The following is an 18,284-nucleotide window of genomic DNA, read 5'->3' on the forward strand; positions in this document are numbered from 1 at the left end:
CGCCGAACAACACGGTATTCGTCGGCCGAACGCGGCCGATCGTCAGAAGAAGCCGAATATCGCGTAGAATCCCGCGAGCAGGACCAGACTCACGGTAAAGACGCCGGCGAAGACCGGTTTGCTCCACTCCAGCACCGACTTTCCGTCGAGGGGGCCAAAGGGGATCATGTTGAAGGCGGCCAGAAAGAGGTTGATGAGGACCCCCAGGTGGCCGACGGTCCCGATCAGGCCGGGAAACAGCATGAGTGGGAAGAACGCCACCGCGAGGAGGTGATTCGTCACCGGGCCGGCGAGCGCGACGTGGCCGTTCTGCCGTTTCGTGATCCGACCCCGGTGGTAGACCGCTCCCGGTGCGGCAAACAGAAAGCCGATCAGGGCGCTCATGATCGCCAGAAAGAGCATCTGGTAGTCCGCGCGGAACTCCGCGATCTGGCCGTACTCGATGGCGACGACCTTGTGGGCGAGTTCGTGCAAGAGGAACGCGACCCCGACCGTGACGAAGCTCAGTCCGATCATCGTCACGAAACGGGTGAGATCGCCCCCTCGATGGATCGGTTCGAGCAACAGTGCGAACGCGACGCTCAACGTGATCCAGGCCAGCGCGAGGTCGAGCAGTTCCTTGTCGCTGAACGAGAGTTCGGGTTCCGGCTCTCGGCGGGACCGGTAGCTCACGTGAGGATCCCCCGGAGCAGTTCGAGGCTGTTCTCGGCACCACGCACGAGTTCGTTCATCAGTGCGTCGACGCCGCCGATCTCCGGTGCGAGCCACGGAAGGACGATGATCGGGAACAGGACCGTCGCGATCATACTCCCGACGTTGGTCAACGCGACGATCATGATCAGTCGGAAGAGCGGCACGTCGAACATGTCCTCGAGTGCGTCGCCTATCGGGCGTTCCGTGTCGCCGACGATATCGTTGAGCGTCTGGATGTCGCGGACGTTCACCGGCCGGTGTTTGAGTTCGACGTAGCCCGCGAACCAGCCGGGTGCCAGCAGCGGGTTGATACTGGTCAGCCAGGCGACGCTCCCGCCGACGCCGGCGCTGATCCAGCGTGCACCGGCCAGCCGGGCCAGCGTGAACGCGAAGATCCCGTTGAACAGGAACCACGCCAGGAAGATCTGGAGGAGGAACGTGTTCTGGACGCCCGCCATGATCAGCAGGAAGAAGAAGCCGACGAAGCCGACCATTACCAGGTAGCCGACGATCTTCAGCGGCGAGAATCGCCGTCCCGACGCGGTTCCGGTCAGCGACTCCATCGGCGGGAGGTCGTCGGGATTCAGAAGGTAGCGTTCGATGCCGGCCTTGTGTCCCGCGCCGACGACCGCGACGACCTCGTAGCCCTGTTCTCGAAGCTGGTGGAGTTTGTGTGCGATGTAGGCGTCGCGTTCGTCGATCAGGGCGTTCGCGCCCCGGGGACTGAACCGGCGGAACTCCTCCATCATCGCCGCGACGACGTCGCCGTCGGTCATCTCCTCGATGTCGATCTCGTCGATGTCTTCGACGTCACCGCCGAGTGCGTCGAGGACGAGTCCGAAGACCGCACCGATCGCGACCCCGACGCCGAGACCCGCCAGTGCGCCGATCGTTCCCCGAATCGCGTAGACGCCGGCACCTTCGACGGTCGACGCCGAGAACGGCCCGACGAAGGTGTTCGTCGCGACCAGTGCGAGACAGCCAGCCACTCCGATCGCGACGCCGCCAAGCAGCCGGATCGAGAATCCGCTGAGGACGCCGCCCGTGTAGCTCTGGGCCGACTCCAGCGAGGGCAAAAAGATCAGTCCGACCAGCAGTCCGCCGACGACGCCGATACCAGTACCACCGATGTACTGCAGAGTCGAGGAGTCGGCAATTCCGAGGGTCTGGAGTGCGTCGAGTCCGAACGCCGGACCGAGAAACGCCGCGAAGACGACCCCGACGAACAGTCCACCGACGGCACCGAACGCCAATCCGATCGTCCGCGAGTCAGTGATGCCCAGCGCGAGTCCGCCGACCATCTTCAACTTCTCCGTGACCGACAGTCGACTCCAGAACCGCTGGATCGTCACCTGGATGTCGCGATCGACCAGTGCGACGCCCCGGCCGTTCCGTTCGGCGGCCTCGATCGCTGCCCGCATGTCCGCACCGGGTTCGATGTCGAACCGCTCGCCGAGCCGTGACTGGACGTACGACAGCATCCAGTAGGCCAGGAACTGGAAGACGGTGTTCCCCGAGAGGAGGTCCTTCGCTTCGACGTCGTCCGGTGTGCCGCCCTGCATCTGTCGATAACGGCCCTCGTCGAGTTCGACGGCGACGACGTCTGGATCTTCTCGATCGACGGTCTCGTGAACCTCGTCGACGCTCGCCTGCGAGACGTGTGCCGTCCCAAGGACGTGGACGGATCCCCGTCCATCGGCCGGCGGTTCAGGAGGATCCGGCACGTCGGCGTCGCCTGCATCGCTCATTACCGGATCAACTCGGCGACGACTTTTAGCAGTGTCGGACCCGCGCTCCCCGGGGGAAGCCACCGACAGCAAGACTGATCAGCGTCGTCCCGGAACGTCCGGCGATGACCGATCTCATGGAGACGCTGATCGAGAACCGGGAGATGGTCCAGCCGAACCACGCGAACAACCTCGAGGTCACCCACGGTGGCAACGTCATGAAGTGGATGGACGAGGTTGGTGCGATGTCCGCGATGCGGTTTTCCGGGGAGACCTGCGTCACCGCGCGGGTCAACCAGATGAATTTCGAGCGGCCGATCCCGGTCGGCGACACCGCGTTTATTACGGCCTACGTCTACGAGGCCGGCGCCACGAGCGTCCGGGTCCGCCTGATCGCCGAACGCGAGGACCTGCGAACGCGAGAGCGCGAGAAGACCACCGAATCCTACTTCGTCTACGTCGCGATCGACGACGACAACACGCCGACGTCGGTCCCCGATCTCACGGTCAGCACCGAGGAGGGCGAACGCCTCCGGGAGGAGGCCCTCGAGGGCGAAAACGGCGGTCTGTAGTCCGTCGGTACAGGGTCGATCGCGATACGGCCGTCAGTCGAACCGGACGGTCTTCGTCCCGGGGTCGATCCGGACGCGACCGCCGATCGGGATCGGCGTCGTCGGCCACGTGTGTCCGACGTCGACGTTCGAGACGACAGGTGCGTCGGGGTTGTACTCGGCGACCACGTCCTCGATCACCTCCCGCTGGTCGGTCCGATACTGCTCTCGGCGGTCCGCCGGCCTGGATTCGAGGCTGGACTGTGTTGCCGGGCGACCGACGAGCACCCCGTCGAATCGTTCGAGGAGGCCCCGCTCACCGAGTGCCCGGAATACACCCGCGACCCAGTCGGGGTCCGGCAGTTCCTGCGAGGTCTCGATCGCGAGGATCGTACCGTCGAGCGCCGACTCGGCCGGCAGATACCGGTCCGCGAGGAACTGCTGGTCGAGGATTTCGAGACAGCCACCCCAGACCCGTCCCTCGACGGGTGTCTCGCCGCCGGCCCACTCCCAGCCCGGATTCGGTTCGGTCTCGCGGGGTCGATCGAGTGTGTCGGGATCCGCCCAGTCGCCTCGCTCGTCGGTGAACACGTCCGCGGGACGAAGGTCGCCGAACGAATCCTCGAAGAACGCCCGTTCGGTGTACTCGACGGTGTGCTCGAAGAGGCCACCCTCCATCGAGAGTTCGGCCATCACGGACGGCCCGTAGTACGAGACGATCCCCAGATTCCACAGGTACGACGCGAGGTGCGTGTTGTCGCTGTAGCCGTAGAACCGGGTCGGGTTCGCCCGGAGCACGTCCGGATCGAGGTGGTCGAGGACCCGGATCTGGTCGTTGCCCCCGATGACGGCGATCACGCCGCGGATCTCGGAGTCTTCGAACGCGTCCATCACGTCCCGGGCGCGTTCTTCCGGGTGATCGTAGAGGTAGTCGTCGTCCTTCTCGGTCGTCGGATACTCGACCGGTTCGAGGTCGAACACCTCCCGGAGCCGATCGAGCCCCTGCTCGTAGACGTGGGGGTACTCGGTCGACGGGTTCGACGACGGGGCGACGACCGCGATCCGATCCCCTCGTTCGAGCGGCGGTGGCGTGACGAATTCGCGCCCTCCGTTTTCGGGCATACCGTCCCATTTCGGCGATCGTCTCAAATAGTTGATTGTGGTGTGGTATCACCAATCGCATCAGGTATACTCGTCACGGACGGCCGACGCTCGAAGCGAGTCCGGCCACGTGGACGATCGCCTGCCGCTTGAGCAGGGCAAAGCCCAGCGCGACCAGTCCGAATCCGCCGATCGTCAGGGTGGTAATCGTCTCGTCGAGGACGAGTACGCCAACGATCGTCGCGACGACCGGGACGAGATACGCGACGAGCGCCGCCTCGAACGCGCCGTGTTCCTCGAGAATCGTGAAGTAGATGAGAAAGGCGATCGCGGTCGAGAAGATCCCGAGGTAGAGCACCATGCCGATCGCCGTCGGGGCCGTCGCGCCGCCGGCGGGAACTTCGCCGAGCCCCATACTGACGGTGTGCAAGACGAGCGCGCCGACGACCATCGACCAGCCCGTCAGGGGCACCCGAGGGATCGTCGGTCCGGCGCGCTGTATCAGCACACCGCCGAGTGCGACGCTGGCGACCTGCAGGACGATGAGCAGTCGTGCCGCGGTGTCGCCGGCCAGCAGGTCGTTCGGATCCGGCTGGACGACGAGGCCGATCCCGAGAAAGCCGATCGCGACGCCCACGGCACCGATCGCCGAGAGTCGCTCGTCCAGCAAGAAGAGTGCCCACAGCGCGGTGAAGATTGGCACGAGCGCCTGAATGATCGCGGCGACGCCGCTCGGAACGGTCTGCTGCCCGACGAAGAGCAGGCCGTTGCCACCGATGAGGAAGAGTCCACCGCCGACGATGGCCGCCACGTTGTGCCGGCCCTGCGGCACCCAGTCCCCGACGCGGATCGCGGCGTAGCCGAGTAACAGGATCGCGGCGACGTCGTACCGCATCGCCGCGAACAGCAGCGGCGGCAGGTACTCGAGTCCGACCGCGATCGCCGGAAAGGACAGCCCCCAGAGGACGGCGAGCAGGAGAAAGAGCGAGACGTCGACGAGTCGGGTCACGTCACGGAGTTTCGTCGACCGGCGCAAATCACTGGCGGTTCCGGCGATCCGATCGGCGACGGCGAAGGAAACGGTCGCAGTCGATCGGCTGGCGTGGGTTTCGACTCCATCCGCCGGACGTGGTTCGGCTACGGGTCCACCGCGGGCGTGGTGAACGCTCCCTCGTCGACTTCAGGATCGTACTCCTCGATCGCAGCGCGAACGAGCGTGAACACGCCCGCCTTGCTCCAGCGGGCGGTGTTGAGGTGGAGGTCGTAGAACTCGCGGTCGGTGACGTCGATGTCGTAGTAGGACTGGTAGCGGCCGGCCTCGCTGACCTCCCGGACCCGCATCTCCGCTTCCGTCTCGACCCGGTCGTTGATCCGCTCGAGGCGAACGTCTTCGGGCGCGTCGAGCCAGATCCGCAGATCCGCGCGGTCGCCCGCGAGCCAGCCGGCGAGTCGCGACTCGAGGATGAACGGTTTGCTGCTCGCGCCCCACTGCTCCGCGATCGACTGGAGGCGGCTGTCTAGCGCCCGATCGATCTCGTCCGACGAGTCCGCCTGTGCCGTCAACTGGTTGAGGCTGACGCCGCGATCGTCCGCGAGTTCGCGGAAGATGTCCCCGCCGGAGACGTACGGACAGCCCATCGCGTCCGAGAGGCGCTCACACAGCGTCGTGGCACCACAGCCCGGTGGCCCGGAGACGGTGACGAAGAGGTCGGTATCGATCTCCACGGTCGACGATCCGTTCGTGGACATAGCTCTCCGTTTCTCTCGAAGGGTGAAAAGATGGTGGGACACGTGCGCTGGACCGACTGACCGACCGACGACTCCATTACCGGTAGCGAGGCGAGGGCCCACCCGTTCACGGGTGGGATGAAGCCGACAACCGGCGGAGCAGTGATTATCCTGATGACCGTAAAATGAACTACCGAGTCCGAGGTAAGGATACGCACTCCACCGGGGAGGTAACTGAAGCCCGCTATCTCGGTCGGGGGCCGCACTGGCACGGCCCACAACTCCACCACGCGGTGCGACGAGTGGAGAACCGTCCCCGTCGTGGGCACGATCTGTGACCGTGAAACCCCACGACTTCAGTCGTGGGAGGATGTCGGAACGCGGGTCGAGTCAGAGTAGCTGTTCGACCTCGGCCAGCGACTCGAGCACGTGGTCGGGTTCGACGGGCGATTCGTCGATCGCAGCCCGATCCGTCACCCCGGTCAGGACGACGGCCGACGTCATGCCGGCCCGGTTCCCCAGCGCGATGTCGGTGTCGAGCCGATCGCCGACGACGAGCGTCCGTTCGGGGTCGGCCTCGAGCCGGTTCATCGCCGCGTCGGCGGCGATCGCGGACGGTTTCCCCAGAATCGCGTCCGGTTCTCGGCCGGCGACGGCCTCCATCGCGGCGAGGATCGCCCCCGAGCCGGGAATCGCCCCGTCCTCGATCGGAATGGTCGCGTCCGGGTCGGTCCCGTAGAACGGGACGTCGCCCTCGAGCGCCCGCAGGGCCTCCCAGAGCGTGCCGAAGGAGAATCCCTTGTCGAACGAGCCGAGGACGACCTCGGCCGCGTCGGGATCGTCGGTCAGTTCGACGGCCGCCTCTTCGAGAATCGTCTCGAGCCGATCGATCCCGACGAGATAGACCCGTTCGTCGGGGTGGGTGGTCGCGAGGTACTCCGCGGCGACGGTCGCGGACGTGAGGACGGTCCCGGGATCGACGCGGATTCCGTGGGGCTCGAGTTTCCCGCCGTAATGGTCGCTGCCGCGAGTCGGGTTGTTCGAAAAGAGCAGCCGGGAACAGCCCGCGTCGTCCAGCGCGTGCAACCCGTCGGTCACGTCCGGGACGAGTTCCTCGCCCCGGACGATCGTGCCGTCGACGTCGAGAATCGCCGCCTCGTACGCGGTCATCGCCCGCAGCTAGGGCTGGCCGCGGATTGAGTGTTTGGATGGCCGATTCGCGACGGCCGACGGGATCGCTCGGTCCCTTCGAGCGACAGTTCGTCCGTTTTCACGCCCGCCGCTTCCGCCCGTTCGTACGATTCGATCAATCGATCGAGTTTCGCCTCGAATTCGTCCTCGGAGAGGTCGCGCGCGGCGTACCGCTTCTGGAGTTCCGTCACGGGATCACGACTGACCCGGTCCGCACCGACACGTCCCCCGTCCGCCGTCGCGAGTTCCGTTTTCTCGTTTTCGGCTCCGGTGTGCGCGGTGAGACACCGGACGAGAACGCCGCTGAGAACCACGAGACCGGTAACGGCGAGCGCGTACAGCGGCCCGGCGAACAGCAACGTCGCGATGATCAGGACGTCGGCCAGGACGAACTCGATCGCGAAAATCTCCGTGAGACTGTAATCCCGGCCGCCCGATTCGCTGCCCACGCGTGCATTCAACGTGTCGACAGGAATGCCTGTAGGGGAATCACCGGTCGATCTCGAAAACTCGTCGATCGGCGGCACCGTCGGTTCGTCCGGGCCGGCATCCCGGTCGCTGCGTACCGGTCGATGCTGACGTCGACCGTCGAACGGGGAGGGAATTCTTATCCCGCGACCCGCTCTATCACGGGGTATGGGACTCGAGGTCGAAGCCCCCGATCCGCCGGAACTGGAGTTCGTCGATCCGAACGAGTACGACGACGCCACGATCAGTGCCGACGGAACGGACGAGATCGATTACCGTCGGGAGGAACTCCAGGAGTTCCTCGAGGAGGGCGCCTGGGAGGAAGCCTTCGCGGAGTGGCTCGAGGACACCGATCTCGAGGAGCGGGAGTACGAGATCGCCCGCGACCTCGACCTCTTCGCGGAGTTCGACTTCTTCTGGGACGACTTCGCCGATCGGGTCGGCTACCACGCCCCGGGCATCCCGGAGGACTGGCAGGCCCGCGAGTACCACCCGGAACTGGACACGTGGGGCACCGTCTCCGCGATCAACGCCGAACTCACCGAGTTCGGCCAGATCGTCTCCGTCGTGCTCAAAGAGGAGTACATCACCTGGGAAGCCGAGTACGAACCGCCGGAGGACCTGCCGGACTTCGACTGAAGCGGGTTCGACTCTCCGGACGGGATCGGCGCCCTACTCGCGCGGGACGGCGATGTTTCCCAACTGTTGCTTGCAGCGCGGACAGGTGCCCGGCGAGGCCTCCGTCGTTCGGTAGGTACAGGTCGGGCATTCGTAGATCGGTCGGCCGGACTTGAACGGGTCCGTGTAACCCATGGTGAAGGGAGGGCGGTTTCGGACATAAACGTTGTCCCAACAGAGCAGGTATTCTTCCAGAAGCTGTGTTGAAAAGACGGTATTTGGAAGACTATTGGACGATCGTAAAATTACTCGTCTCGTCGGATCGCCACGATCGCGAACGTCTCCGGTCGGTCCGTCGCGGTCTCGATCTCGAACCCGGCGGTCTCGAGCTGTTCGACGACGTCGTCGGGTGCGAACCGCTCGTCGAGGGGCGGCCCGCTCTCCTCGGTGCCGGTGGCCGACCAGTCGATCGTGACCAGCCGACCCCCGGGGCGGAGCACCCGCGCGAGTTCCTCGAACGCCTCGTCCGAGGCGTACTCGTGGTGTGTCATGTTCGAGTACGCGGCGTCGAGGTGATCGTCCGCGAACGGCAGCGAGGAGACCTCGGTCGTGACGAACTCGACGTTCTCCGGCGCACCCTTCTCCCGGTAGCGATCGTGCATCTCCGACTGGACGTCGACGGCGTAGATCGTCTCGACGTACGGCGCGACGTCGTCGGTGTAGAAGCCGGTACCCGATCCGAGATCCGCGACGACGTCCTCGTCCGTCGGTGCGAGCATCGCCACGAGTTCCTCGCGGGAGCAGTACCGGTACCGGGACGGGTCTTCGAGCGCGTCGGCACGATCGATCGGGAAGGTGTGAAAGCCCATTACCGGGTGTTCGCAGCGAGCGCACTTCCAAGTTTCTCGATGCGCTCGCACGTCGGAACGTCGGCTCTGACGCTGCGTCGGTATCGCTACATTCTCGGCAGCGCGCGGTCTGACACCGAGACGAACGTCGCATGTCGGTTCCCGAGTCGATCCGGCGGTACGCCCACCTCGACGTCCTGGTCCTGACCGCGTCGATCTGGTTTCTCGCGAAGTTCGTCCGGTACGTCTTCCCGCCACTGTTCGGTCCCTTCCAGGACAGCTACGGCGTCTCGAACGCGACGCTCGGGGCTGCCTTTACCGGATTCATGCTGGTCTACGCGACGATGCAGTTCCCCTCGGGAGTGCTCGCCGATCGACTCGGCTCCGTCACGGTCATCACGTCCGGGGCGCTCGTGGCGGCGGTCGCTGCCCTCGCGCTCGTCGTCGACTCGCCGTTCGTCGTACTGATCGGGGCCATGCTCGTGATGGGCGGCGGAACCGGCGCCCACAAGACCGTCGCTGTCCGGCTTCTCTCTCAGGCCTATCCTGCGCGGACGGGCCGCGCACTCGGCGTCCTCGACACCTTCGGCGCGTTCGGCGGCGTGATCGCCCCGGCCGCGGTCGTCGCCGTCGCCGGCCTGTCGTTCGCGTTCGGCGAGCGCTGGCGGGCGATCTTCCTCGGGGCTGGCGTCGTCGGCCTCGCGCTCGCCGTCACCTTCCGGGTCAGGGTTCCCCGGCGGGTACCGGCCGAGACCGATCGGGCCGCGGCCACGGGCCTCGGCCCGGGCGCGATCGGCCAGTACGCGACGCTCTTTCGCGACTGGCGGTTCTCGGTGTTCGCACTCGTGACCGTCCTGTTCTCGTTCACCTACAACGGCCTGGTCGCGTTCGCGCCGCTGTATCTCACCCAGGAGGCCGGACTCGCGCCGGCGACTGCGAGCCTGCTCTACAGCGCGCTCTTCCTCGCGAGTCTGGTGCAACTGGTGACCGGCGACCTCAGCGATCGGGTCGGGACCCTGCCCCTGATCGTCGGGACGCTCGCGCTCGCCTCGACCGCGCTGGTCGGCTTCGTCTCGCTCACCGGCACCGGCGGTCCGATACTGCTCGGCAGCGCGCTCGTCGCCGCCGGGGTGGGTGCCCACGGGTTTCGACCCGTCCGGGGCGCGTACCTGATGGCGGCGATCCCGGACGACGTCGCCGGCGGCGGACTGGGAATCGTCCGGACGTTCCTGATGGGAGGCGGTGCGATCGCGCCGACGATCGTGGGGACCCTGTCGGAAACCGCCGGCTTCCGGCCCGCGTTCTGGCTACTCACCGCCTCGGTCGTCTCGGCGACGGTTCTCGCAGTGGGACTGTGGGTCCTCGAGGCCGATCGAGGGCGAACTGGCGGTCGGTGATCGCCCGGCGGCGATGGAGCACCGCGATCGGGGCCCGCGACCCACACGAATATCACGGTTCCCCGCTTCGTTCGGGGCGAGATGTCCGACGCGCTCTACCGCGAGTATCCCGCCGTCTACGACGCGCTGTACGCCGACAAACCGTACGACGAGGAGGTCGAATTCGTAACCGACTTCGTCGCGGCGGGTGGCCGGATCCTCGTCGTCGGCTGTGGGACCGGCGAACACAGCCGTCGACTCCGCGATCGGGGGTACGACGTCGTCGGCGTCGATCCGAGCGAGGCGATGCTCGAACGGGCCCGGAAGAAATCCGACGCCGACTTCGTGCTGGGATCGCTCCCCGAACTACCCGTCGATGGGACCTGCGACCTGGTGTTCGTGCCGTTCACCGTCGTCAACCACCTCGAACACGGGACGGTCGACGCGAGCCTCGAAACGCTCGTCGATCGTCTCGCCCCCGGAGGAACGCTCGTTCTCGATACGATGTGGGTTCCGGAGGACGGCACCGACCTGACGCTCGGCGTCCACGAGCGGCCGGAGGGCGACTACGCTCGACTGCACCAGATCCACGTCCGGGACGTCGACGCGGGCACCTACCGGTGGGACTCGATCGTCTTCACGCCGGACGGCTCCTGGTTCGCCGACACGCACGACCTGATCGACGCTCCTGCCGAGGCGATCGTCGAACTCCTCGAGGAGCGGGGCCTGGCGGTCGAGATATACGACGGCTACCGGGAGGCCGACGGCTGGCCGGCGACGGTCGTCGTCGCCCGGCGTGAGTGATTAACCGAGACAAGAGTTATTATTCCGCAGGTTGTATGTTATCACATGCCACTCGCAGAGCCACGCGAGGACGAGTACGAGTGCGTCCAGTGTGGCCGGCGAGAGACCGCCGTCGACGCGTTGCTATCGACCTGTCGGCGGTGCGGGGGCGAGATGCGAAACGTCGAGTTGATCCGGGAGTAGCCGAGGTGTCGTCGTGGCCCGCGCCGATCGGGAGCGGCGCCACCGGTTTTTTGCCAGCGTTCGTGGAAGCTCGGTCTATGTACAGGCTGGTCGATATCGGCGGCGTCGAGCCACGCGATCTCGAGGACGTCGATCCGTCGCTCCTCCCGATCGGACTCGAACTCCAGCCCGATCGGATGCGCCCGAGCATCTGGCACTACGAACGAGGCGCAAAGAACACCTTTCACCGCCAGGCGGAGCAAGAGGAACTGTACGTCGTTCTCGAGGGAACCCTCGACGTGACGGTCGAACGCGAGGACGAACGCGACGTCGTCAGGATGACGAACCACGACGTCCTCGTCGTCCCGCCGGAGTCGTGGCGCCAGCTGAAAGCGGTCGAGGAAAGTCGAGTGCTCGCCGTCGGTGCCCCGAACGTCGCGGACGACGCGATCGTCGAGGACGATACTACCACGGAGTAACGGCCCCGATTACCCGTCGAACTGGGACGCAACCGCGAGCAACGCGAGTCCGAGGACTAGCACGCCGCCGCCGACGATCGGTACGCCTGCAGCCGCGACTGCTCCACCGGCGACGACGCCGGCCCCGCCGCCGCCCGCGAGCGCCGACCTCGGGAGGGAACCCGCCCCGTCCGCGGCGCGCTGCACTTCTTCGAGGTCGGCCCGGAGAGCCTCGAGTTCGTCGGCCCGGGCCGGCGGCCCACTGCTTCCGCCGTCGACCGCCGCGAGCCGATCGTTCAGCGAGTCGACGGTGGTCGCCAGTTCGGCGACCGTCGACTCGACCGACGATACGTCCGATTCGAGAGATCTGACGTCCGTTTCGTCGGAGATGGACGCGACCGTCGTCGTGAGGGCGTCGATCTCGGTCGATAGCCGATCGAGCCGCGCTCCATGCTCGGCTACCTCGTTGCCGTGATCCGGCAGGTCGGCGACGGTCTCCGAGAGCCGGTCGTGGGCCGCCCGGAGCGACTCGACGTCGGTCGCCACCTCGTCGACCTCGGCTGCAACGGCGTCGACGTCGGCAGCCACCTCGTCGACCGCCGACAGGGTGCCTCGCGCCTCGAGTCGGGACGCGAGGTCGTCCGCTCGCGATTCGATCGCCTCGACGGTATCCGTGAGGTCGTCGAGGTCGGTCTCGAGGTTCGATCGAACCGCTTCGACCGTCGCCTCGGTTTCGGAGCGGACGTCGCCGATCCGGTCGTCGAAATCGTCACGCACCTCCTCGAGATCGGCACGAACGTCGCTGACGCTGTCGTCGAGATCGGCACGAATGCCCTCGGTCCGTTCGTCGACCGTCGTTTCGACCGCCCCGATGCGGTCCCGGAGATCAGCCTCGGTTTCGGCCAGTCGCTCCTCGATCGCACTCGCGTCGGCCTCGGTCGTCTCGAGGTCCGCCGTCACCGAGTCGATCATCGCTCGCTGCTCGTCGATCGACTGCCGGAGGGCCGCCACGTCGGTCCCGGTGGCAGCTTCGTCTTCGATCGCGTCCACGGAGTCGGCCAGTGCCGCGACGTCGCCCTCGAGCGCGGACACGTCGGCTGCCACCGACTCCAGAGACTCGGCCAGGTCCGCGCGTTCACCGTCGATCGTCTCGAGGTCCGCAGCGATCGCGTCGACTCGTTCGGCGTTCGCCGCATCGGCCGCGAGGTCGTCGATCCTGTCGCGCACGTCGGCGATCGTCTCCCGGACGTCGTCGACGTCCGCTTCGACCGAGTCGGTGGCAGTCGCGAGGTCGCTCTCGACGGTCTCGACGCGATCGTCGATGTCGTCGACCTCGTCGTGGACGTCGGCGAGGCGATCGTCCGTCCGCTCCGACAGTTCGTCGAGTCGTTCCGAGACGCCCGTGATCCTGGTGGCCGCTTCCTCGAGTCGACCCGCCAGTCCGTCCACGCGCGTGCCGATCCGATCGACCTCGTCGTCGAGGGCGACGAGTTCCTCGTCGAGCCGCGTGACCGTCTCCTCGACGGCGTCGAGATCGGATTCCGATGCAGCGTCGGCCTCGAGATCGGCCAGGTCGTCGCGTAGCGTGTCGGCCCGCTCCTCGAGCGACGCGGTTCGATCGGTGACGTCCTCGAGATCCGTCGTGAGGTCCGTGAGCCGATCGTCGAGGGCAGCCCGGTCGTCGGCCGCGTCCGACGTCGTCTCCGAGAGCGCGTCGACCGCCGACTCGATCGCGTCGACGTCACCTTCGAGGGCGGCGAACGCCTCCGAGAGGCCATCCAGATCGTTCTCGAGGTCGTCGACGATCTCGTCGCTCGCGTGGGTATCGCTCTCCGCTTCGAGGGCGGACAGGTCGTCGGCGAACGCCTCGAGTCGCTGCTCGATCTCCTGGACCTCCTCGACCGAGGGCGATCGCTCCTCGACGTACTCGAGGTCGTCGAAGAGTCGTTCGACGTCCTCGCTGACCGCCTGGATCTCCGCGTCGCGGTTCGCGAGCCGATCGAACAACTGGTCGATCGCGTCGTCGGCCCTGTCGTGGTCTCCCGCAGCCGCGAGCGAGTCGTCGAACGAGAGCGACGTCCGGGCGTCGTCGACGTTCCCGGTCCCGCCGTTGGTCCCGATTGAGTCCGCCGTCTCGCCGCCGGCGTCGGTGGCGGACGCGGTGTCGTCCCCGGCCGGCGACTCGTTCCACGTGACGTCGTCGAACGCGTCGACGTCGTCGGCCGCTGCCGCGAGGGCCCCTCTGGCAGCGCTTGCGGCGGGTTCGTCCGCGAGCCGGACGCCGCGGATCGAGAACGGGAGGTTCCCCGCGTCGAACCGGCCACCCACGAGGTACTCGATCCCCTCGGTTGCCCCGTCGCCGGCGACCGCGATCGGGACGGCGAGCCCCTCCTGAACGTCGCTCGCGTCCGCTTCGGCGGCGATCGCCTCGACCAGTTCTCCGACGAGCGCGTCGTGAGCCGCTGCGATGGCGCTCTCGATTCCGCCGGTGGCCGCCTCCGGATCGAGGACGAACTCCTCGAAGACGGCCGCGACCTCGGATCGAGGCTGGTCCGTCTCACTGGCCGCCCGCTGGACGATCCACTCGCTGCCTTTCGCGAGCGAGAAGGCGAGCACCGGGACGCCGTAGTAGGAGAGTGCGACGCTCGTCGTCTGGGATCCGATGCAGACGCCGAGCCCGGTGTAATTGTCCGCTGCGAGTTGATCGTAGACGACGGCGAAGCCCTTGCTGACCGGAGTCGCCCCGGACGCCCGCTCCGCGAGGGCGGACGTGACGGCATCGCGGTGTGCGTCCTCCGGTTCGGGGGCGTCGACCACCGTACCGGGCGTCGTATAACAGAGTGGGCCGCTCACCGAGTCCCCCAGCAGGTCGGCAACGACGGCTTCCAGCGCAGGTGCCGCGTAGCCGTCCGTGACGAGCAGGCCGTTCGAGAACAGCGGTTCCGGCGTCTCCCCCGTCGCGTCGGCGACGGTCCGCGCGTCCGACCCCACGACGTACGTCGTCCCGTCCCGATCGACGGTCCGGGCGTCACCCCCAGCGAGTCCCGCCGCCTCGAGCGTCGATTCGTCGGCGGGGAGGACGATCGGCGGCACCGACTCGATCGACGGGTCCTCCCCGGTACCGGTGGCCGACCGGATCGCCTCTGGTCCGATATCGAGACCGTATCCCATGGCGACCGCAACTGAGACTACCCTCTTGGAACTTTGGGCCGGAGTACCAGAACTGAAAACCAGCGTACATGGTAGCGGACTCGATCTCCCCGGGTCAGATCGCGTGAACCGGCTGGTCTGGCCGTGGCCCGCCGCGAATCGACCGCGGTCACAGTGGACTGCTTACCTCGGGTTCGCGGACGGCGCGGCGATCGACTCGCCGGTCGTCACCGCGTCACCGATCGCCAGCGTCGATCCCCACGACGATTCGGGGACGCGCGTGTTGACCATCAGGCGGTAGTAGTGATCGAACCGGTCGTCGCTGGCCCACTCGGGCAGCGTCTCCTCGCGACGGTCGACGAACGTTTCTCTGAACCCCTCCGTTACCTCGCCCGTGTCGGGATCGCGTGACGGAACAACACACCGCTGACACGGGTTCACGCCGTGCAGGTGCGTCGATCCGATCTCGAACGGAACGACCCGACCCGGCCGGTCGTACAATCGATCCTCCCAGAACGCCGGGACCCCGTCGACGACGAGGTTCGGTCGCAGTCGCCGGCACATCTCCGCGGCGTCGATGCCGTCGTACCACGACGCGACCGACTCGAGGGTGCGCTGGCCGATGACCGTCGGGCCGGACGCGTCCTCGTCGTCCGGGTATCCGCCCTCGACGTCGCGGACGATTTCGACGGGATACCCGAAGACGTCCGTGAGCCACGACGCGAAACAGTCCCGATCGAGTTCGAGGTGGAACGTGTGTTCCTCGTCGTCGTCGGGACCGGTGACGGTAACGGTCTCGCGTTCGAGATCGTAGTCGGCCGTGAGATCGTGGACGCGGCGCTCGCGTTTGCCGTTGACGTACACGGCGTGGGGGCTCTCCGCGAGGTTTCCCAGTTCCGTACTCTCGACGATCGCGTACCGCCGGTCCCACTCGAGACTGCCGTTCTCGACGACCGTCGCCGACTGGACGGTCGTCGCGTCGAGTGACTTGATCGGGTGGACGCGGATTCGATCGAGGCTGGCCATGAACGCAGGTGTCACCAGCCCCCCGCTTAGAGCTATCCATTCCGATCGACGGCGCCCTTCGGACGAGCAAGATAGCCCGAACGCGGCGGTGTTGCGCGGCTACTCGTGCAGTCCACCGTCTCGGGGCCGTCGCCAGTGAACGTCGATGCACGTTCGATCGCACAGCCGTCGAGGGAGTGTGGAGACGCTTCGTCCACCGTCCACCTGCCTCCGCGAAGACCGTCCCCGCACCCGGCGGCCCGGACAGCGATCGAATCGGCGATTAGAATTTATTCTGACGCGAGTATATATCCATACCTATCTACTTTAGGACCATTATTCGATAGATTACGAAACACGTATTCAATCCGTAATACCCGTAGTACTGGCATACGCCACACCGTCTCTGGGTAAGAAGTGACACACGGAGATCAAAATCCCTCATGTTTATACATCAGAGTGGTGGTGGGTTACGTATATGTCCGAAACCGGGGCGGAGTCCCGTCCACTGGTCCGACAGCTTCCCGACCCGACGGCAGCGTCGAACGTGCTGTACAACCCGTCGTTGTCCGAGCTTCGTGATCTCGCCGCGGCCGACGAGACGACGACCGAGTTCGGGTCGCCGTCGTACGTCAGCGAGTACCGCTCTCGGAGCGCCGATCGGACGAAAAACACCGTCGACCACGAGTTCACCGAGCGTGATCACGAACTGGTCGACGACGCGATCGACGCCGCCGCCGATCGCGAACTGGTTTGCGTCGATCGACTCATGGGCCGCCATCCCGACGCCACCTTCTGCTGTCGCCTCTACGTCCCCGTCGATTACGCCCGGATTGCCCTCGCGTGGGCGAACCTGTTCGAACCCATCGACGGGCGCGAACCGGACCTCTACACGCTCCAGTTACCGGACGCCGACGAGACTGCGATCCGCGTCTTCCCGGAAGAGGGGGTCACGACCGTAGTAGGCAGTGACTACACCGGCGAAGCCAAGAAGTCGTTCCTGCGGCTGTTCATGTACCGCATCAAGCAACGCGGCGGCCTCGGTCTCCACGCTGGAAGCAAGCGCGTCCGCGTGCGCGACGTCGACGGCGAGATGCGCATCGTCGGGCAGGTCTTCATGGGACTGTCCGCGACCGGCAAGTCAACCCTGACCTCCCACGGCTGCTGGCTCGAGGAGCCCGAAGACGCCGTCATGTTGCAGGACGACGTCTGTGGACTCCTCCCGGACGGCTCCGTCGCCGGCAGCGAGGGGAAGGGCCTGTTCATCAAGACGATCGGCCTCGACGCCGACGAACAGCCGGAACTCTACGGGGCTGCGACCGACGAGTCGGCGATCCTCGAGAACGTCGCCGTCGACGAGGACGGCACCGTCGACTTCGACGCGGACCGATACACCGCGAACTCCCGGGCGATCGTCCAGCGAGACGAACTCGCGAGCGCCGACGAGGAGATCGACCTCGATCGGGTGGATCAGATCTTCTTCATCACACGGAACCCGCTGATGCCCCCGGTCGCCAGACTGACCGTCGACCAGGCCGCCGTCGCCTTCATGCTCGGCGAGTCGATCGAGACCAGTGCGGGCGATCCGTCCCGCGCCGGGGAGTCGATACGGGTCGTCGGCACGAACCCGTTCATCATCGGTTCGGAGGGTGCCGAGGGGAACGTCTTCCGAGACCTGATCGAGACGCTCGACGTCGACTGTTACGTCATCAACACGGGGTGTCTCGGCGACGAATCGAAAGACGTCGGCGTCGAGGAATCGGTCACGATCCTCACCGAGGCCGCTCGCGGCACGATCGAGTGGACCGACGACGAGCGAACCGGCCTGACGATCCCCGAGACCGTCCCGGGCATCGACGTGGGTGAGTACTACGTCCCCGATCACGTCGACGACTACGACGAGGCGGTCGCGGAGCTACGGGCCGAACGCCGGGCGTACCTCGAGGAGTTCGACGAACTCCGCGAAGAGATCAGAGACGCGGTCTACTGAGTGGCCTCGTTCCCGGACGCGATTCTGACGGGTCCACCATCGCGCCGTGTGTGGACAACCATCGGGCCACGTGAGCCGACGGGCCGATCGCCGATCCGGAGACGGTCGCGTCGAATTTCGTTCGAAAGTGTCGATCGAATTCATCGTTGTTGACGGATGTGGCGGGACGGGAACCGAACCGACAATGAACGTGCCGACGCTCCGATATAGTTAATATGACAGTTACTGTGGAACTGTTTCGCCGGGGGTGTGTCTGGAGGGGCTCACGCTCGACACGGACGATATCGGCGCGAGTATCCGCTATAAACAGTGTTTTCCACACAGAGGTGTCGATTGAACCGCCGGTTTCCCGCGAGAATCAGACATTTATCACTGAAATGGTACTACCGGTTTACCATCCGGGATCGGTCTCTG

18 protein-coding genes are annotated in these 18,284 nt (G+C 66.1%); 7 read left to right on the forward strand and 11 right to left on the reverse strand.

What is annotated here, in order from left to right; all coding sequences use genetic code 11:
* Positions 1–42: 42 nt before the first annotated feature.
* Positions 43–672 carry a zinc metalloprotease gene (locus tag MUG98_RS07395; RefSeq protein ID WP_265111495.1) on the reverse strand — a complete coding sequence of 210 codons (630 nt, stop codon included), beginning with the start codon at positions 670–672 and terminating at the stop codon, positions 43–45.
* Positions 669–2,441, reverse strand: a complete 1,773-nt coding sequence (locus tag MUG98_RS07400; RefSeq protein WP_265111496.1) for a TraB/GumN family protein — start codon at positions 2,439–2,441, stop codon at positions 669–671. Before MUG98_RS07400 ends, MUG98_RS07395 begins: the two co-directional genes overlap by 4 nt.
* Positions 2,442–2,545: 104 nt before the next feature.
* Between MUG98_RS07400 and MUG98_RS07405 the strand changes: the two genes are divergently transcribed.
* Complete coding sequence (locus tag MUG98_RS07405; RefSeq protein WP_265111497.1) at positions 2,546–2,992, forward strand: acyl-CoA thioesterase; 447 nt, start codon at positions 2,546–2,548, stop codon at positions 2,990–2,992.
* A 33-nt stretch (positions 2,993–3,025) separates the two neighbouring features.
* Here MUG98_RS07405 and MUG98_RS07410 read toward each other — a convergent pair whose 3' ends face one another.
* The 5 genes from MUG98_RS07410 to MUG98_RS07430 all read right to left on the reverse strand — a co-directional run bounded on the left by MUG98_RS07410 (position 3,026) and on the right by MUG98_RS07430 (position 7,440).
* Positions 3,026–4,093, reverse strand: a complete 1,068-nt coding sequence (locus MUG98_RS07410) for a S66 family peptidase (RefSeq protein WP_265111498.1) — start codon at positions 4,091–4,093, stop codon at positions 3,026–3,028.
* Between the two features lie 73 nt (positions 4,094–4,166).
* Positions 4,167–5,081 (reverse strand): DMT family transporter, encoded by a 915-nt coding sequence (locus tag MUG98_RS07415; protein ID WP_265111499.1) that lies wholly within the window; start codon positions 5,079–5,081, stop codon positions 4,167–4,169.
* Between the two features lie 128 nt (positions 5,082–5,209).
* Positions 5,210–5,821: a (d)CMP kinase gene (gene cmk / locus MUG98_RS07420; RefSeq protein ID WP_265111500.1), complete on the reverse strand. Its 612-nt coding sequence runs from the start codon at positions 5,819–5,821 to the stop codon at positions 5,210–5,212.
* 369 nt (positions 5,822–6,190) lie between these two features.
* Positions 6,191–6,970, reverse strand: coding sequence for an HAD-IIA family hydrolase (locus tag MUG98_RS07425; RefSeq protein WP_265111501.1), 780 nt, complete (start codon positions 6,968–6,970; stop codon positions 6,191–6,193).
* Positions 6,967–7,440 carry an SHOCT domain-containing protein gene (locus tag MUG98_RS07430; protein ID WP_265111502.1) on the reverse strand — a complete coding sequence of 158 codons (474 nt, stop codon included), beginning with the start codon at positions 7,438–7,440 and terminating at the stop codon, positions 6,967–6,969. Before MUG98_RS07430 ends, MUG98_RS07425 begins: the two co-directional genes overlap by 4 nt.
* 187 nt (positions 7,441–7,627) lie before the next feature.
* On the opposite strand from MUG98_RS07430, the gene MUG98_RS07435 reads away from it, so the two are divergent.
* The gene (locus MUG98_RS07435; RefSeq protein WP_265111503.1) at positions 7,628–8,098 is read left to right on the forward strand and encodes a DUF7992 family protein; all 471 of its coding nucleotides are present in this window, start codon (positions 7,628–7,630) and stop codon (positions 8,096–8,098) included.
* 33 nt (positions 8,099–8,131) lie between these two features.
* Here MUG98_RS07435 and MUG98_RS07440 read toward each other — a convergent pair whose 3' ends face one another.
* Together MUG98_RS07440 and MUG98_RS07445 are read right to left on the reverse strand one after the other, a co-directional pair.
* Positions 8,132–8,272, reverse strand: a complete 141-nt coding sequence (locus MUG98_RS07440) for a rubrerythrin-like domain-containing protein (RefSeq protein ID WP_265111504.1) — start codon at positions 8,270–8,272, stop codon at positions 8,132–8,134.
* A gap of 110 nt (positions 8,273–8,382) precedes the next feature.
* Positions 8,383–8,946: a class I SAM-dependent methyltransferase gene (locus MUG98_RS07445; protein ID WP_265111505.1), complete on the reverse strand. Its 564-nt coding sequence runs from the start codon at positions 8,944–8,946 to the stop codon at positions 8,383–8,385.
* A gap of 131 nt (positions 8,947–9,077) precedes the next feature.
* Between MUG98_RS07445 and MUG98_RS07450 the strand changes: the two genes are divergently transcribed.
* From MUG98_RS07450 to MUG98_RS07465, 4 genes are all read left to right on the forward strand, one after another.
* Complete coding sequence (locus tag MUG98_RS07450) at positions 9,078–10,322, forward strand: MFS transporter (RefSeq protein ID WP_265111506.1); 1,245 nt, start codon at positions 9,078–9,080, stop codon at positions 10,320–10,322.
* A gap of 81 nt (positions 10,323–10,403) precedes the next feature.
* On the forward strand, positions 10,404–11,105 hold the full coding sequence (locus MUG98_RS07455) for a class I SAM-dependent methyltransferase (RefSeq protein WP_265111507.1): 702 nt from the start codon (positions 10,404–10,406) through the stop codon (positions 11,103–11,105).
* 45 nt (positions 11,106–11,150) lie between these two features.
* Positions 11,151–11,288 carry a rubrerythrin-like domain-containing protein gene (locus MUG98_RS07460; RefSeq protein WP_265111508.1) on the forward strand — a complete coding sequence of 46 codons (138 nt, stop codon included), beginning with the start codon at positions 11,151–11,153 and terminating at the stop codon, positions 11,286–11,288.
* Between the two features lie 77 nt (positions 11,289–11,365).
* Positions 11,366–11,746, forward strand: coding sequence for a cupin domain-containing protein (locus tag MUG98_RS07465; RefSeq protein ID WP_265111509.1), 381 nt, complete (start codon positions 11,366–11,368; stop codon positions 11,744–11,746).
* A gap of 9 nt (positions 11,747–11,755) precedes the next feature.
* Here the strand turns inward: MUG98_RS07465 and MUG98_RS07470 are convergent, their stop codons facing one another.
* Both MUG98_RS07470 and MUG98_RS07475 read right to left on the reverse strand, forming a co-directional pair.
* Positions 11,756–14,896, reverse strand: coding sequence for a disk-shape morphogenesis protein volactin (locus tag MUG98_RS07470; protein ID WP_265111510.1), 3,141 nt, complete (start codon positions 14,894–14,896; stop codon positions 11,756–11,758).
* A 162-nt stretch (positions 14,897–15,058) separates the two neighbouring features.
* Entirely contained in the window at positions 15,059–15,901 is an 843-nt protein-coding gene (locus MUG98_RS07475; protein ID WP_265111511.1) for an MOSC domain-containing protein, read from the reverse strand.
* A gap of 457 nt (positions 15,902–16,358) precedes the next feature.
* Here MUG98_RS07475 and MUG98_RS07480 point away from each other — a divergent pair, with 457 nt between their 5' ends.
* Positions 16,359–17,870 carry a phosphoenolpyruvate carboxykinase (ATP) gene (locus tag MUG98_RS07480; protein ID WP_265111512.1) on the forward strand — a complete coding sequence of 504 codons (1,512 nt, stop codon included), beginning with the start codon at positions 16,359–16,361 and terminating at the stop codon, positions 17,868–17,870.
* The last annotated feature ends 414 nt before the right edge of the window (positions 17,871–18,284 follow it).

Origin of the sequence: Halosolutus halophilus, assembly GCF_022869805.1 — an archaeon.
In the GTDB taxonomy this organism is placed as follows: Archaea; Halobacteriota; Halobacteria; order Halobacteriales; family Natrialbaceae; genus Halosolutus; species Halosolutus halophilus.

Bases quoted from the DNA above. Each gene is read 5' to 3' on its own strand.
- MUG98_RS07400 (WP_265111496.1), bottom strand. From the start codon at position 2,441: ATGAGCGATGCAGGCGACGCCGACGTGCCGGATCCTCCTGAACCGCCG.
- MUG98_RS07405 (WP_265111497.1), top strand. From the start codon at position 2,546: ATGACCGATCTCATGGAGACGCTGATCGAGAACCGGGAGATGGTCCAG.
- MUG98_RS07410 (WP_265111498.1), bottom strand. From the start codon at position 4,093: ATGCCCGAAAACGGAGGGCGCGAATTCGTCACGCCACCGCCGCTCGAA.
- cmk (WP_265111500.1), bottom strand. From the start codon at position 5,821: ATGTCCACGAACGGATCGTCGACCGTGGAGATCGATACCGACCTCTTC.
- MUG98_RS07425 (WP_265111501.1), bottom strand. From the start codon at position 6,970: ATGACCGCGTACGAGGCGGCGATTCTCGACGTCGACGGCACGATCGTC.
- MUG98_RS07435 (WP_265111503.1), top strand. From the start codon at position 7,628: ATGGGACTCGAGGTCGAAGCCCCCGATCCGCCGGAACTGGAGTTCGTC.
- MUG98_RS07440 (WP_265111504.1), bottom strand. From the start codon at position 8,272: ATGGGTTACACGGACCCGTTCAAGTCCGGCCGACCGATCTACGAATGC.
- MUG98_RS07445 (WP_265111505.1), bottom strand. From the start codon at position 8,946: ATGGGCTTTCACACCTTCCCGATCGATCGTGCCGACGCGCTCGAAGAC.
- MUG98_RS07450 (WP_265111506.1), top strand. From the start codon at position 9,078: ATGTCGGTTCCCGAGTCGATCCGGCGGTACGCCCACCTCGACGTCCTG.
- MUG98_RS07455 (WP_265111507.1), top strand. From the start codon at position 10,404: ATGTCCGACGCGCTCTACCGCGAGTATCCCGCCGTCTACGACGCGCTG.
- MUG98_RS07460 (WP_265111508.1), top strand. From the start codon at position 11,151: ATGCCACTCGCAGAGCCACGCGAGGACGAGTACGAGTGCGTCCAGTGT.
- MUG98_RS07465 (WP_265111509.1), top strand. From the start codon at position 11,366: ATGTACAGGCTGGTCGATATCGGCGGCGTCGAGCCACGCGATCTCGAG.
- MUG98_RS07470 (WP_265111510.1), bottom strand. From the start codon at position 14,896: ATGGGATACGGTCTCGATATCGGACCAGAGGCGATCCGGTCGGCCACC.
- MUG98_RS07475 (WP_265111511.1), bottom strand. From the start codon at position 15,901: ATGGCCAGCCTCGATCGAATCCGCGTCCACCCGATCAAGTCACTCGAC.
- MUG98_RS07480 (WP_265111512.1), top strand. From the start codon at position 16,359: ATGTCCGAAACCGGGGCGGAGTCCCGTCCACTGGTCCGACAGCTTCCC.